The sequence below is a fragment of the Flavobacterium sp. DG2-3 genome (genome assembly GCF_030730925.1).
GTDB lineage: Bacteria > Bacteroidota > Bacteroidia > Flavobacteriales > Flavobacteriaceae > Flavobacterium.
This window is the reverse complement of the sequence record NZ_JAVAMB010000004.1, coordinates 16,526-33,119: the sequence shown is the minus strand read 5'-3', so window position 1 is coordinate 33,119 and position 16,594 is coordinate 16,526. Positions and strand designations below refer to the sequence as shown.

At 34.8% G+C, this 16,594-nt stretch carries 10 protein-coding genes; 1 reads left to right on the top strand and 9 read right to left on the bottom strand.

All coding sequences use genetic code 11. The annotated features are described in order from the left end of the window. The first annotated feature begins 162 nt into the window (after positions 1 to 162). Entirely contained in the window at positions 163 to 942 is a 780-nt protein-coding gene (locus tag Q9Q97_RS07575; protein ID WP_306155953.1) for a Ku protein, read from the top strand. Here Q9Q97_RS07575 and ligD read toward each other — a convergent pair. From ligD to Q9Q97_RS07530, 9 genes are all read right to left on the bottom strand, one after another. After that, positions 939 to 3,515 carry a DNA ligase D gene (gene ligD, locus Q9Q97_RS07570; protein ID WP_306155952.1) on the bottom strand — a complete coding sequence of 859 codons (2,577 nt, stop codon included), beginning with the start codon at positions 3,513 to 3,515 and terminating at the stop codon, positions 939 to 941. The genes Q9Q97_RS07575 and ligD overlap by 4 nt on opposite strands. A gap of 15 nt (positions 3,516 to 3,530) precedes the next feature. Continuing rightward, a complete protein-coding gene (locus tag Q9Q97_RS07565) occupies positions 3,531 to 3,983 on the bottom strand; it encodes a hypothetical protein (RefSeq protein ID WP_306155951.1) in 453 nt (150 codons plus the stop codon). A 228-nt stretch (positions 3,984 to 4,211) separates the two neighbouring features. After that, positions 4,212 to 5,702, bottom strand: coding sequence for a PLP-dependent aminotransferase family protein (locus tag Q9Q97_RS07560; RefSeq protein ID WP_306155950.1), 1,491 nt, complete (start codon positions 5,700 to 5,702; stop codon positions 4,212 to 4,214). Positions 5,703 to 6,027: 325 nt separating this feature from the next. Next, complete coding sequence (locus Q9Q97_RS07555) at positions 6,028 to 7,299, bottom strand: acyltransferase family protein (protein ID WP_306155949.1); 1,272 nt, start codon at positions 7,297 to 7,299, stop codon at positions 6,028 to 6,030. Between the two features lie 58 nt (positions 7,300 to 7,357). Beyond that, positions 7,358 to 10,351: a glycoside hydrolase family 3 N-terminal domain-containing protein gene (locus Q9Q97_RS07550; protein WP_306155948.1), complete on the bottom strand. Its 2,994-nt coding sequence runs from the start codon at positions 10,349 to 10,351 to the stop codon at positions 7,358 to 7,360. A 73-nt stretch (positions 10,352 to 10,424) separates the two neighbouring features. Beyond that, entirely contained in the window at positions 10,425 to 11,933 is a 1,509-nt protein-coding gene (locus tag Q9Q97_RS07545) for a sodium:solute symporter (protein WP_306155947.1), read from the bottom strand. A 279-nt stretch (positions 11,934 to 12,212) separates the two neighbouring features. Continuing rightward, positions 12,213 to 13,040, bottom strand: coding sequence for an N-acetylmuramic acid 6-phosphate etherase (gene murQ, locus Q9Q97_RS07540; RefSeq protein WP_306155946.1), 828 nt, complete (start codon positions 13,038 to 13,040; stop codon positions 12,213 to 12,215). A gap of 356 nt (positions 13,041 to 13,396) precedes the next feature. Continuing rightward, complete coding sequence (locus tag Q9Q97_RS07535) at positions 13,397 to 14,515, bottom strand: exo-beta-N-acetylmuramidase NamZ domain-containing protein (protein WP_371878210.1); 1,119 nt, start codon at positions 14,513 to 14,515, stop codon at positions 13,397 to 13,399. A gap of 334 nt (positions 14,516 to 14,849) precedes the next feature. Beyond that, positions 14,850 to 16,583, bottom strand: coding sequence for a RagB/SusD family nutrient uptake outer membrane protein (locus tag Q9Q97_RS07530; RefSeq protein ID WP_306155944.1), 1,734 nt, complete (start codon positions 16,581 to 16,583; stop codon positions 14,850 to 14,852). Positions 16,584 to 16,594: the final 11 nt, after the last annotated feature.

Sequence of the window (16,594 nt, the reverse complement as noted above, 5' to 3'; positions counted from 1 at the left end):
TCAAGTTTCAAGTTTTTGTAGGGTCATAATTCATAACTCATAACTCATAACTCATAATTCATAACTCTTTTTCCTCATAACTTTATAAAACAAATCTTTGATTTTGTAAGACTTACGTTTTTTAGATGGACTAAATTAGAGTTCAATTTAAAAACAAAAGCCATGAGATCAATTTGGACAGGTTCGGTAAGTTTTGGATTAATTAATATTCCGATTAAAATGTTTTCCGCAGTGCAGGAAAGCAGTCTAGATATGGATATGCTTGACGCGAAAGATCATGCCAACATCAAGTTTAAACGTGTTAATGAAGACACAGGTAAAGAGGTTGATTTTGGAAATATAGTAAAAGGCTACAAGTTAGATGATAAATATGTCATTTTAGAAGATTCTGATTTTGAAGCCGCCGACGCGATTAAAACCAAAACAATAGATATTGAAAGTTTTGCTTTCGAAAAAGAAATCCAAAGCATTTACTACGAACAGCCGTATTATCTCGAACCAGACAAAGGCGCGATGAATGCGTACGGATTGCTCCGCGATGCGCTCGAAGCTTCTGGAAAAGTTGGCGTTACGAAATTTGTGTTGCGAAACAAAGAAAGTTTGGCGATTTTAAAACCGTACAAAAATGTTATTGTTTTAAATCGAATTCGATTTGAACAAGAAATTCGAAGCACAGATGAATTAAAGCTTCCGCCAATGTCTAAAAAGGCAACAAAAGAAATGGATATGGCCGAAAAACTAATCGACCAACTGACGGAGAAATTTGATATTTCTGGCTATAAAGACGAATATACTGCTAAGCTTTTAGATATTATTAAAAAGAAAGCCAAAGGGAAACCGCAAAAGGCAGCTCCAAAACTAAAAGTCGTACACAAACAAAGCGACGATTTAATGTCGATGCTAAAAGCAAGTTTAGAGACCAAAAAGAAAAAATCGTCTTAACTGTTCTGGCTTGCTTCTAGTTTATGAATAATCTTTTTAATATTGGCGCCTTTGGATAAAACAGGTTTCCATAAATCGCCTCTTTTCTCAAATCGCTGCAAAACATTTTTAATTGTAAATTGCGACGGATGCAGTTTTTCATTCACTTCGCTCCACTCTAAAGGCGTTGAAACTGTTGCGCCAGGTTTTGGACGAACAGAATAAGGCGCCGCCAAAGTTTGTCCGCGTCTGTTTTGCAAAAAGTCAATGTACAATTTGTTGTTTCTTTTTTTGATGCTTCTGTCCACAGATGTAATATCTGGAAGTCTCGATTGCACTTCTTTTGCGATCAGTTCGCCTAATATTTTTATAGAATCGTAATCGTATTGCGCCCCAAGCGGAATGTAGATATGAAGTCCAGAAGCGCCTGATGTTTTGCACAAACATTCGGTTTCCAATTCGTCTAAAACTTCTTTTACGACCAACGCGGTTTGAACAACTTGTTTAAAATCATCTTTTGCAGGATCTAAATCAATTACGAGCCAGTCCGGATTCTGAATATGTTTAATGGTAGAATTCCACGGATTCATTTCGATACAGCCTAAATTGGCCATATAAAGCAATGTTTCTTTATTGTTGCAAATCAGATAATCGATATCGGCATTGTTTGATTCAGAGAAGATTTTTTTTGTTTTCAACCATTTCGGAATTTTATCGACATCAACATCTTTCTGGTAAAAACTTGGTCCGTCAATTCCGTTAGGAAAGCGGTTCATCGATTCCGGACGGTCTTTCAAATATGGAAGAATAAGTTCTGCAACTTCATCATAATATTGAACAATTTCGCCTTTTGTGATTTTATCTTTCGGAAAATAAACTTTATTCTGATTGGTAAGATGTAAAACCGTTTTTCCGACTTTCAAATCGAAATCATTTTCTGTTTTAATCGGGGCTTTATTTTCTTTTGTAACTGTCATTTCTTCTTGGTTTAGTTTTGCTGTAGTTTCATTTTTAAAAGACAAAAGCACTTCTTCTGCTTTTTTGTCTATTCGTATTCCGAGATAAACGGGATGTCTTAGATGCTGGTCTTGTGTCCATTCTGAAAATTTAACCTGACAAACCACTTTTGGTTTTACCCACTGGATTGTATCGCGTAGCGGAATTTTCGCGTCAAGAAGAGATTTATCTATAAAAAGCGGTTTCAATTTAGTATATAAATCTTTCAGTATACTTTCTGTAAAGCCAGTACCGCATTTACCAATATATTCCAGTTTTTTGCCGTTATATTGTCCCAAAAGGATGGCGCCAAAATATTTTCTCGAATTTTTAGGTTCGGTAATTCCGATAATGATGGCTTCTTCTTCGTTGGCAGTTTTTATTTTCAACCAGTTTGAACTTCTTTTATTGATAGTATAATTGCTGTCGGCTCTTTTGGCAATTATGCCTTCTGTTTTATTTTTAGCCGCTTTTTCAAATTGTTTAATTCCGTCGCCGACTGTATGTTCCGAATAGAAAACATTCGAAAAGGAATATTTATTAAAGAGAATTTTAAGCAATTCTTTTCGTTCCAAAAGCGATAATTCGGTAATGAGATTTCCATCTAGATTCAATAAATCAAAAACATAATATTTCAGATTGCCAATTCCAGTTTTCATGTAGTTTTGAAGCAGTTGAAATTCTGCTTTTCCAGCCTCATTTTCGACCACAATTTCGCCATCCAGAACCACATTATGATCTATTTTTTTTAGCTCTTCGGCAATAGGTTTGAAATTAGTATTAAAAGAAATTTCATTTCTGCTGAATAAATCCACTTCCTGTTCGTTAATAACAGCAATGGTTCTGTAGCCATCGTATTTATTTTCAAAAATCCATTCATCATCATCAAAAGGTTCTTCGCGTACGCTGGCAAGCATCGGTTTTAGGAATGTTGCTTTTTCAGTTTCTGGATCAGACTTTTTTTTTACTGCTTTCTTTTGAGCTGTTTTCGGCGTGGTTTTTTCTTTGGTTTTTGAAGCCAGTTTTTCAGCATTTTTCTCCAATTGTTCCAAACTTCTTTTAGAAATAACCGATTTATCTTTTTCTAAAATATCAACATTAGAAGCATATTTATCATCTTTCTTAATTAAAAGCCAAGCATTTTCTTGTTTTCCGTGCAGTTTGACCAATGAAAATTCGCCTTTTAGTTTTTTGCCTTTTAGAATAAAACTCAAACGGCCTTTTGCTAAATCACTTAATAATTGTTTTTCGTCTGAAGCTGTTTTTTCATCAGAAGTATACGTTCCGTTATCCCAAACAATTACATTTCCTGCGCCGTAATTGCCTTCTGGAATTGTACCTTCAAAATCTTTATAACTGTAAGGGTGATCTTCGACCATCATGGCGAGACGTTTTACTTCTGGATCCATTGATGGACCTTTTGGCACGGCCCAGCTTTTTAGAACCCCATCCATTTCCAGTCTAAAATCATAATGAAGATGAGACGCAGCATGTTTCTGCACCACAAAAATCAATTCGCTTGCCGACTTTTCGATTTTTCCTTTCGGTTCGCGCGTTTGTTTAAAATCTCTTTTCTCGTTGTATTTAGACAGTGACATAAGCTTTTGCGAGTATTAAAAGATTAGCGGAATAGCGTATAGAGCCGTTGCGACAACACCAAAAATAATATGGGCAAAGAACAGCTGAATATAATAACCTTTAAAATCAATGGGGGGTTGATGATCGGTCATTTTGAATATAACTATCCAGCTGAGTATTCCAATTACACCACTGATAGCACCTAAAATAAGTGCACTTAGTGGCGAAATTGGCAATATATCCTTTACCCATACTATGTGATATCCCATAACAAATAGAAAACCAATAATGTAATGTATCAGCCATGCCCAAGTATCTTGTGATTTTTTAGAAAGGCTGATATTTGTTTTTTGCAGAGCGTAACTCAATAAAACAGGCTCTTTATACAATTCTCTAAAGCTTTTCGACACTGCATAACTAAACCAAGTCATTGCCGATGTCGCCCCAATTGCAACTAGAATTAACTGTATAAGTAAATATAAAATCATAAGCCCTTTTATTTAAATTAAACTCTATTTCAAAGTTACTTTCAAAAAGACTTTTTTTGTTATAGGATTAAAAAGTGTAATTATATAATTATCAGTAAAATATGACTCTTTTGGGTTTTGAAAAATAGCTTAGAATGGTTTTAATACAATCCTATTCAAACATAGCCCAAGGTTTCAACCTTGGGGATACAATTTTGGCTTCTATGCTCCGTGTTTAAAAAATAAACATCATTTCGCTAAAACAATCTCCAAACATTCACCCAAAATAGTCACCGCTTTTTCCATTTCTTCTATTTCCAAATGTCCAAATCCCAAGCGGGTCGCAGTAAGATTTTTGGTTTGATACAAAATAGTTTTTGGCAGAAACAAACCATGATTCGAACATTCTTTCTGAAATTGTATCAGATTAAAATGATCCAGCCATTCGACCCAAATAGCCAATCCACGAGGCGGAACCTTAAATTTGATTTTGCCATTTAATTTTTCATTTAAAACAGCAACAAAAAAATCACGGCGCTCTTTATAGATTTTTTTATTTTTTTTAGAAAGACGGTGCACTTCTCCTTCCGTAATCCATTCGGTTAAAACTTGTTCTTTGAGCACATCAATTCTTGGTTCTAGAATGTTTTGATGTTTTTCGAGTTCTTTAATAAATTCCGCTGGAGCGGCAACAAAACCATAACTGAAACCAGACGGAAGCGATCTTCCGAAAGAACCAATATAAACCACTTTCTGATTCGAATCGAAAGCAGCGAGAGGCAGAACAGGATTATTATCATAATGAAAATCAAAATCGTAATCGTCTTCCAGAATCACAAATCCATATTGATTGGCTAATTCTAAAACTTCGATTCGTTTTTTCGCGCTAAGCGAAATAGTCGTCGGATAATGATAATTGGAAGTTAAATACAAAACCCGAATTTTTGATGTTTCGCAGATTTCTTTCAAACGTTTCGTGTCGATTCCGTCCTCATTTACAGGAATAGAAATAATCTGTGCTCCTGTATTCGTCAGCGTCATGTTTGACATATAATAACCTGGAGAAGCAACAACCACTTTGTCGCCAGGAGCAATAAGGACTTTGGTAACCAGATACAAAGCAATTTCGTGACTGCTTGCGGTAAGCAAATTTGAAGTGGAAATACGAATGCCGCGGGTAAGATTGAGATAATTAGAAAAGTGCGTTTTAAAATTCGAATGCGAACGCATTTCTATCTGCTCGTAGGTTTTAGACGTTTTTCTTCTTTTTAATTTCGAAACATACAATCTTGCCAAAACATCCGTTTGCACCAATCTTAAATCGGGCATTCCGTCATTAAATTGATACGGAAGATTACTTATCTCTATTGGATTTTCGAGGATAGTTGAACGCTGAAAACTAAATCCGATATTTTCTTCAGATGAATTTTGCTCTTTCGAAATCGTAAATTCTGCTTTGTTTTTCTGTTTTTGCTGCGAAAGGATAAAAGTTCCCTTATTCGGAAGTGTTTCAATCCAGCCTTGAGATTCTAAATCTTGAAAAGCTTTGATTAAAGTATTTCGGTTTACAGAAAGGACTTTGCATAAAATTCGTGTGCCGGGAAGTTTGGTGCCTTCAGGAAGAAAACCTGTTTGTATGGCTTTGATGAACTCAAAAACCAACTGCAGGTATATTGCAGTGCTTTCCTCTGGTTTAAGCTGAATAAAGCTTTTAAAAGGAATTTCAACCGGACTATCCATAATTTAAAATCTGATGCTTTGATTAGTACGGCAAGATACTGCTTTTCTTAAAATTTTTAGAAAAGAAAAGCAGTTCCATTATACAAGCATCAGAAAACATAACTAACAAACAATTATGTAGGTCCGGCTGAAATTATTTTTTTTCAGAAACAATTCATTCCGTAGGAATGTTTCATTGGTAGAACAATTTGGAATTGTGGTTATCGTTCCGTTAGGAACGTTTGATTAATAAAATAGCGCTCCTAAAATCAGGTGTTCCTACGGAACACAATGGAAAACTATATATTATTTTTCTACCGATGAGATATTCCTACGGAATATTAGATTACACTTTAAAAATCAGTTTCTTTTTGTAGAAAATCCATAAAATAAACGACCAGAAAACCGCATAAGACAAAGCATAAGCCAGCGAAGCATTCAGCGGATTTTCAAAACAAGGCACAATTGCATGATCGTAAATGTAGGCTTGAAGACCGATTTCTTCTCCAACATTTTCTGGATCAGCGACTTTTATCGAACTCAAAACTCTCGGAATTACTCCAGAAAAGAAAAACACAATCATTGGATTTACGCCCCAAATCAAGAATAATTTCGTCCATTTTTTATAGCCTTTAATATCGATTATGTAGTATAAAAGTGTCAATGAAATAGTTGCAATTCCCGCTGTGTATAAAACATAAGAACTTGTCCAAAGCGATTTGTTGATAGGGAAGAAGATGTTCCAAATTAAACCGCCAATTACTAACGCAACTCCTGTGATAGCCGTCTTTTTTACGATTTCTATTTTGGTAACCGATAAGTTTAAAAGCTGTCCGATATACATTCCTAAAATTCCAGTTCCAATGGCTGGCAGCGTGCTCAAGATTCCTTCTGGATCCCAAGTTTTAGACGATGCCCATAAATGACCGTTTAAAAGAGTATCGTCTACCCAAGCTGCAAGATTGGTTCCTTTATCGAAATTGGCAGGACCAAATCCTGGAACGGGAACAAAAGCCATTAAAAGCCAATATCCGATTAAAAGTGTCGCTAAAACTAAAAGCTGTGTTTTTAAATTGGTTTTTAAATACAAAATGGAAGTAAAGAAATACACAATGGCAATTCGCTGTAAAACGCCAGGAATTCTAGTGTCTTCAAAATGTTCTAATCCACTAAATGAAAGTCCAATTAGTATTATAAAGATTCCTACTGCAAGAATAGTTTTCACTTTCATGGTGAAGTTTCCTAAGAGCGCATACGCCACTGCAAAGGCAATAACCAATCTTAATCCTAACAATGGAATTCCTTCTAAACCAAAAAGATGTATTCTGCTGAAAACGCTTAAAAACAATCCTAAGCAGAAAATTCGAAGGGAACGGACTAAGATTTTATTGAAAACGCTTCCGTCAAAATGTTTTACAGGCATTGCAAACGGAATCGCTGTTCCCATTATAAAAACAAAAAACGGGAAAACTAAGTCAGTAGGCGTGCAGCCATGCCATTCGGCGTGTTCTAAAGGCGGATAAATAGATGACCAGCTTCCCGGATTGTTGACGATAGTCATCAAGAAAATGGTAAATCCTCTAAAGACATCGAGTGAGGTTAAACGTTCTTTTGTCATGGTTAAATATTTTAGATGTTAGATTTTTGAGATGCAAGATGCAAGAAGAAAGATTCTATTATTTTACAATTGCATCTTGAATTATTTGCTGAATTTCTTCTCTGATTTTTCCTTTGGCTAATTTATTTTCGTCGTTTACCACTTCAGGATATGTTCTGTTGGATAGAAAAACATACACAATTTCGGTTTCTGGATCTGCCCAAGCCATGTTTCCTGTAAAACCAGTGTGTCCGAAACTTGCTTCAGAAACGCAGTCGCAGGTTGGGCCGCCTTTGTGAACTCTTTTGTCAAATCCTAAACCTCTTAGAACACCTTCATTTTTGTAATAGCAGGTATTGAAAGAATCAAAAGTTTGCGGAGAAAAATATTGAATACCGCCGTAATTTCCTTTTTGTAAAAACAGTTGCATCATTTTGGCTACATCCATACTGTTCGAAAAAATTCCGGCATGACCTGCCACTCCGCCTTCCATTGCGGCAGCCATGTCATGCACATAACCTTGAATTACTTGATGTCTGAAATAATTATCAATTTCAGTTGGTGCAATATTGCTTTTGTCAAATCGGTCCAGCGGATTATAAAGCGTATTGGTCATTCCTAATGTGCTATAGAAGTTTTCTTTGCTCAGATCTTCCAACTTTTTATGTGTTTTTCTTTCTAAATATTCTTTTAAAATAATAAAAGTAAAATCGCTGTATTTGTATTCTTTTTTTGGAGAAATCGGACTATCAGCAATGATTTTCATAATCGTATCGTGATAATCATTTCTTATATAAAGATTCTCGGCAACTTTGGTCGTAAAACCTGGACCTGCTATTTTTCTATAATATTTTTCAGAAGGCTGATTGTTGCTGTCCAATGTCGCTTTGTAAAACGGAATCCAAGCTTGAAGTCCCGCGTAATGGTTTAATAAATCTTTGAAAGTGATGTTTTCTTTATTGGTCTTGGCAAAAAATGGCACCATATCTTTTAGTTTGGTGTCTAGCGTAACTTTTTCTTTATCATACAATTGCATCACATTTGGCAGTGTCGAAATCATTTTTGAAATCGAAGCCACATCGTACAGATCAGAATCAGTTACTTTTTTTCCGTTATCGTAGGTTTGTGCTCCGTACGATTTCTGAAAAATTACGTTTCCTTTTCTCGCTACCAAAACCTGCATTCCTGGCGCCATTTTTCCGTCAATTGCTTTTTGCGCGACAGCATCTATTTTAGATAAAACGGCAGGATTCATTCCAGCATTTTCTGGAGCTGTAAAAGCAAGTCGGTTTAGTTTTTCGGTAGTTAAACCATCGTTTACATGAAAGGCATCATTTATAGAAACAGGCAGTTTTCCTTTGGCTGCGATGGCTCCAAAAAGCAATTCTGCCGAAACCACTTGGCTAATATCTGAGTTTTGATACGAAACAACCAATCCTTCAATATCATCAAAATCTTGGATCGATAATAGCGAATACGGTTTTGCAAAAATGTCTAAAATTACATCGTTGTGTTTTGCAATTTCTTTCAGCCAAAGCATTTCGGTTAAAGTAAATTCTTGTTTTTCCCAAGCTTTATTTACTTTATGATAACTGATAATAACCTTGTCAAATTTTCTCAATTCCTTATTTAAACTATCCAAATTGGTGTCTTTCACTTCTGTAATATTGGTATATTTTTTTAAGGTAGAAAGGAAAGTACTGTTGGTATCTTCGCCCAATTTGATGTATGCAATTTTTTCGCTTAAATCTTTTATCGGAAGAATTTCTTTTTCGTTTTTTAAAACCGTAATCGCATTTTCGTATAATTTATAATGAAGCGCATCATTTTGAGTCGGATTTAAATCTTCAACCAAATTATTTAAATCGATCGGTTTGTATTTATTTAAGCCTGCTTTGTATTTGAAATGCAATATTTTTTTAACCGAATGTGCTAATCTTTCTTCAGTAATTACATTTTCGTTGTAAGCTACTTCTAGTTTCTGGAAAGCTACAGGAACATTTTCTGGACAAAGCAAAATATCATTTCCAGCCAAAAGAACGGCAATTTCCAAATCGCCTGGGCCTTTAAAATTGGCAGCGCCTTTCATCGCTAAACCGTCTGTAAAAATCAATCCGTTGAAACCTAATTCTTTTTGAAGCAGATTCGTCACCACATTATAAGAAGCCGATGACGGGCAATTTGGCTGCGATTCTAAACTCGGAATATTAAGGTGCGCGACCATAACAGAAGCCAAACCTTCATCAAATAATTTTTTGTACGGATATAATTCAACCAAATCCATTCTTTCTTTAGAAAAATCAACGGTAGGTAAAGCTTTATGCGAATCGGTTGAAGTATCGCCGTGACCTGGAAAATGTTTCCCCGTACAGAAAACGCCATTGCCTTGAATTCCTTTCATTAAGGCTAAAGCTTTTTCGGTTACATTTACTTTATCTTCACCAAAAGAACGGTTTCCGATAATTGGGTTTTTAGGATTCGTATTAATATCCAAAACAGGAGCAAAGTTGAAATGAACGCCAATTCTTTTGTTTTCGGCAGCCATATTTCTTCCCACTTTTTCAATTAAACTCAAATCCTGGATCGCGCCCAAAGTCATATTCCAAGGATAACGATAAGTGGAGTCTAAACGCATGGCTAATCCCCATTCGGCATCGATTCCGATCATTAAAGGCACTTTTGCTTTAGACTGATATAAATTGGTCAATTTTGCTTGACGAACGGGTCCGCCTTGAAAGAAAATAACGTTTCCTATTTTATAATCTTCGATCAGTTTGCTAATCTGATTAACGTGTACAGAATCTTTATTCGAATAAGCAGAAACCATAAACAGCTGGCCAATTTTTTCCTGCACTGTCATTTTATTGTAAATGCTGTCAACCCAAGCGGTTTCTTTATCAGAATCTTTAAAGAAAGTTTTTTTCTCGGCACTATTTTTTTGAACGTAAACAACGGTGTCTTTTACAGGAAGATCCTTTTTGGCATCGGTTACGGTATTTTTTTTAGAAGCGCAATTGGTTATTAAAAATATAAAAATGGCGTATAAACTGATTTTTAGGAATGAATTTTTCATATAATTATTTTTAAAAATCAATTTGAGTTTTACTATTAAACCCAAATTGATTCATCAATATTGATAAGCTGGATTAGAAGCTTATTTTTTCGCTCGTTTTAGAGCTTGTAATATATAATCCTAGATATGTTATTAATCCGTTTAATACGATTAATTCATTGTCAAAAACATATCCTCCGAATAGCGTTTTCGAATTTTCATTAATTAAATAAGTGAAAAATGGAGACAATAAACAGATTATTGGCACTAATTTGTCATTTACATTTCTTGATTTTTGGAATAAGCCAAAAGCGTATAATCCTAATAACGGACCATAAGTATACGAAGCCACTTTGAAGATCATGCCGACAACAGAACTGTCGTTTATGGCATTAAAAATCAAGATGATAAAAAAGACTAAAATGGAAAAACTGATGTGTACCAAATGTCTAATCTTCACGGTGTTTTTCTTTTGACTGTTTTCTGCTTTGTCCATTCCTAAAAAGTCAACACAGAAAGAAGTGGTTAAAGCTGTTAAAGCTGAATCTGTCGTAGCAAAAGTCGCCGCAATAATTCCCAATAAAAATACAATTGCAGGAACAAGCGCCAAGTGATTTAAAGCAATTTCTGGAAATAACAAATCGGTTCTTGGTTTCCCTGTCACTAAATCTGTTGGAACAGCGATTCCGTTTTTGTTGGCGTAGATGTATAATAACGCTCCAACGCTCAAAAAGAAAATATTGATGATGACAAAGATTCCTGTAAAAGTGAACATGTTTTTTTGTGCTTCGCCAATGTTTTTACAGCTCAGGTTTTTTTGCATTAAATCCTGATCTAATCCCGTCATAGCTATAGTTACGAACATTCCGCCTAAGATTTGTTTGACGAAATGAAACTTACTTCCCATAAAATCATCGAAGAAAAATATCTTAGAATAATTACTGTTTTTTACTTCTTCAAAAGCGGTGATGGCACCTAAATCCATTCGGTCGCAGATGAAGTAAATCGTTAAGAAAACAGAAGTAACTAAAAAGAAAGTCTGTAAAGTATCAGTAATAATAATCGTTTTTAATCCGCCTCTGTAGGTATAAGAGAAAATTAATAGTAAAGAAATCATAACCGTAAAAGCAAACGGAATATTATAAAAGTCAAACACAAAACGCTGTAAAACAATGACAACCAAATAAAGTCTAAAAGCCGAGCTGATTGTACGGCTGATTAAGAAAATAGAAGCGGCTGTTTTATAGCTAAAAACGCCCATTCTCTGTTCTATATAACCATAAATAGAAGTCAGATTCATTCTATAATACAGAGGCAATAATAATTTGGTTATGACGATAAAACCTAAGGCATTACCCAAAACAAACTGAAAATATTTGAATTGCTCTCCGCTGGCAGCGCCAACTTCTCCAGGAACCGAAATGAAAGTCACTCCTGAAAGTGCTGTTCCAATCATTCCGAAAGCAACTAAATACCATTTTGAATTTTTATTGGCTGTAAAGAAAGCTTCATTTCCACTGTCTTTTTTGCTCACTCTGTGTGAGATATAAAATAAGGTTCCGAAATAAATTATAATTAATAGAAGAATGGTACTTGGTGTCATTTTATAATTTGGTAGTTTTTTGGTTTTTTATAAATTATCTAAATCTGTTTGGTTTAATTGTTTTCAACACATAGAAACATAGATTATACAAATTTAAAAAGGCGTTTCACTAATTTAAATGCACATAGTTTAGCTATATGTTAAATTTAAATAAAGAGACTTTTTTAAATTGACCTGACGGATTTTACTCTGTCAGGTCGGTGTTAAAAACTCCAAAAAATGAATTTATCCAGCTTTTGAATTTGTATAAATCTATAAAAGATTTTGATAATGTGGTTTTTAGTTTTCCTGATTTTTGCTGTGCGCCATTAAAACAGCTCTCACGCTTTTGTGTTTATGCAATAATTCTTCGGCTAGATCATGCTCAATTTCCAATTCTTCCATAATCATTTTGATAGCGCGTTTTACTAATTTTTCATTAGACAATTGCATATCAACCATTTTGTTGCCTTTTACTTTCCCAAGTTTGATCATTACCGAAGTAGAAATCATATTCAAAGTCAATTTTTGAGCCGTTCCTGCTTTCATTCTCGTGCTTCCTGTTAAGAATTCAGGGCCTACAATTAGTTCGATAGGATAATCTGCTTCTTGTGCAATAAGTCCGTTGCTGATGCAAGAAATACTTCCTGTTTTGATATTGTGTTCTTTTGCTTTTTTAAGAGCACCTAAAACGTAAGGCGTGTTTCCAGAAGCCGCAATTCCGATAATCATATCTAAGCTAGAAATTTCAAATTTGGCTAAATCTTTCCAAGCTTGTTCGGTATCGTCTTCGGCGTTTTCAACCGCTTTTCTAATCGCAGTGTCTCCACCTGCAATAATTCCGATAATCATATCATGCGAAACGCCAAAAGTAGGCGGACATTCTGATGCATCCAAAATTCCGATTCGCCCAGAAGTTCCTGCTCCGATATAAAATAATCTTCCGCCCAACTGCATTTTTTTTACAATGGCTTTAACTAGTTTTTCTATTTTAGGAATCTGTTCTTCAATAATATGCGGAACTTTTTTGTCTTCTGTATTAATGTTGGTAAGAAGTTCTTTCACGCTCATTTGATCCAAGTCTTTGTACAAAGATTCTTGTTCAGTTTCAGGATTTTTATTTTTCATTTTTCTTTTTTTTGATTTTTGAAATCCATATTCTGGATTTACAATTTTGATATTTTTATACAGAATGTTTTTTTAAACACATAGAGACATAGCTTTTTGTAGTGTGCAAAAGGCGTTTCACTTGCATTAATGCACATAGCTATGTGTACTTTTTTTAACACATAGAGACATAGTTTTTTGTAATGTGTAAAAGACGTTTCACTTATCTTAATGCACATAGTTGTTGTGTGAAACTTTGTCAAAGTTTTAAACTTTGACAAAGTTGGAAACGTCTAGCTATGTGTGGAGAAACGAGTTTCTCTTCTAAACTCTTTTTTCAGAAAATAGAAATTCTATGTTTCTATGTGTTTAAAAAACTAATAAATTAAATACTGTTTTCGCATTTTTTTGAAAGCTTCAAGGTCTTTTTGCCATGTTTTTCTGATCTCACTTTCAGAAACACCGCTTTCAATTTGCTGCTGTAATTTTTTTGTTCCAGCCAGTTTCGTAAAAAATCCATTAAAGAATTTTGTTTTGTCGCTGGTGTTTTGGTAGGCTTTAATCAGCCATTTTAATTCTAGCTGTTTTAGTTTTGGATACGCTGTTAAGTCTTCGCCAAAACATTCTTTCCCGTTATATAAAGGATCTTTTGCCCCAAAATTTGGTTTCGGCGTAAAGCTGAAATTTGTTTTAGTTAAATAAGGAGATCCATAAATTTGAAATTGCTTTTCGGTTCCGCGTCCCATACTCACGTTTGTTCCTTCAAAAAGGCATAAACTCGCATATAGATTTATCGATTGGTCGTTAGGCAAATTCGGAGACGGTTTTACCAATAAACTATATGGCATTGTTCTTTTATAATCAACACAAGGAATAACGGTTAGTTTGCATTGAGCGCCATCTTTCAGCCATTTTTGTCCATTTACCATTTGCGCGTACTCACCAATTGTCATTCCGTGAAGGAGCGGAATAGGGTGCATGCCTACAAAACTTGTAAATTCTTTTTCTAAAAGAGGTCCGTCTACAATAGCACCATTTGGATTTGGACGATCTAAAACGATAAGCGGAATATTATTTTCTGCACAAGCTTCCATCACATAATGCAGCGAAGAAATGTAGGTGTAGAATCGCGCGCCCACATCCTGAAGGTCAAAAATCATAACGTCAAGACCAGCTAACTGCGCTGGTTTTGGTTTTTTGTTGTCACCATAAAGCGAGATAATTGGCAAACCCGTTTTCGGATCTTTTCCGTCTACAACATGTTCTCCAGCATCGGCTGTTCCTCTAAATCCGTGTTCGGGAGCAAAAATAGTTTGAATTGCGATTTTTTTCTCCAAAAGAAAATCAACCACATGAGTTTTATTGGTTAAAATCCCAGTCTGATTAGTTACAATTCCAACTTTTTTATCTTTTAAAAGAGGTAAATATTTTTCGTAATTATCGGCTCCGGTTTTTATTGCAGCGTAATTAATTTCTTCTGAACTATTACTTTCCATTGATCGATTTACCGTCGAATAGGACGGTGCAGAAAATAGAAAGGCTGCAACAAAAGCGCTTTTTGCTATAAATTTTATCATTTTAAATACAGTTTATTAGTTAAGACAAAATGGACTAATAAAATTACTATTTTATCGGAGTATATATGAATGTTTAAAGTAGATTGGGGAATCTAAAAAACTAAGATTGAAAACATGAATTTTCAGGGCGAAATTTTATTGGGTCTTTTTTATCAGTCTCGTTTTGTTTAAAAAAGAGTATTTTAAAATACTGCCTCTAAAATTTCTCATTTCAGAGGCAGTTTAATATGGGGCAATCTGGTTTTTAAGTGTATTACCAGCCTGGATTTTGTTTTAATTCTACACCTTCGGCAGCGTATAAACTGATGTCATTTGTAGGTATAGCAGTTAAGTAATTTTTTGGAGAAACAAATGGTCTTGTAACACCTGCAGCGTAAGGAATTACATATCCTTCTGCATTTACTTTTGTTTTAGAATTAGTTCCTATCAAGGCAGGAATTTTAGCTCCTAAAGCAACATCAGGATTAGCATTTGTATCTAAGTAATCTCCTTTTTTCCAACGCATAAGATCTTCTTTTCTCATCGTAGTCCAGCTCATAAACTCGATTCTGCGCTCACGACGAATCTCCCATATAATTGGATTAACAATTCCTGAAATTTGTTCTAATGCTGCTGTTCTTTGTGGATCATCTATTTGTACTCCGTTAGCAGAAGCATTTGTACCATCTGTGGTCAAAGTAGCAATTCCTGCACGTGTACGAACTTTGTTAATAGACAAATTAAGATCTGCAGTTGTGATCGTTCCTAATTCTGCACAAGCTTCAGCATAATTTAAATACACTTCGCTTAGTGTGAAAACTGGAGCGTCAATTTGATTTTGGCCAATTGTTGAAACCTCCGTACCTGTTGTAGCAGGATTGTTGTATAACTGGAACACATAACCCGTAATAGAGGTCAAACCAGTATAAGGTTTATCAGAATAAGCATAATCTACATTGCTAAATGCTTTAGCAAAACGCGGATCTCTGTTGGCAAAAGTATTGGCAATAGTGTTATCGCCTAAATATTGAGTATTGCCCGCTTGTTTGATTGGCAATCCATTAGTCGTTACATAACTTTGTGCAGCAAATTTTGTCAACCCGTTTTGAACTGTAGAAGTATTGGTATAGGCTTGAACAGAATTTCCTAAAACACCTTTAATATATCTCTTTGTCAAGATTACTTCAGCATTTCCTAATAATTCGACAGAATTATAAAGTGATTTCCAGTCTGCGTTTAATTTGTACAAATTATTGTTCATTACTGCTAAAGAAGCGTCTTTTGCTTTCTGAAGATAAGCATTTCCATTCTGTCCACCATTGTATTTTCTGTAAGTACCTTCACTTAAACACACGCGGCTTAATAAGGCATAAGCAGTATATTTATTTACAGTAACATTGCTGTCATCAACGTTTAATAACATCGGAATTGCTTCTTCCAAATCTTTAATTACATTGTCAACCACTTCTGCTCTTGATAAAGCTGGCTTATATACGTTAGCATCACTTTGAGACAAATATTCATCTGTATAAGGAACATCGCCAAACTGCTGTGCCAAACGGAAATAAGTATGCGCTCTAAAGAATTTAGCAACACCTATGTAGTGATTTTTCTTTGCCTGATCCATTGGCACATTAGGAACTCTTGCTAGCATAAGATTGCAACGACGAACCAAAGTATAGTATTCGTTCCAGTTTGCATTAGTTGCATTTGGAGCCGTTGGAAAGTTGGTAAAAACGTTATTCGCTAAATTGTCATCTATTAAACCTGTTCCTGAATGAAAATAGAAGTCAGCTGTAATACCTGCATTATTTCCATAACCGTTAAAGGTATTATAGTTCAACCAAGAGAATGTTTTTACGTTGTTTTCTGAAGTCCAGAAATTGTCATCTGTAAACACATCTTCAGGTGGCGTGTCCAAAAAATCTGAACAGCTAACTGTTACACTTGCAATAGCGAACAAGGCAACTGTTAGTTTTATCCTAGAGTTTGTTATATATTTTCTCATTTTGATTAATT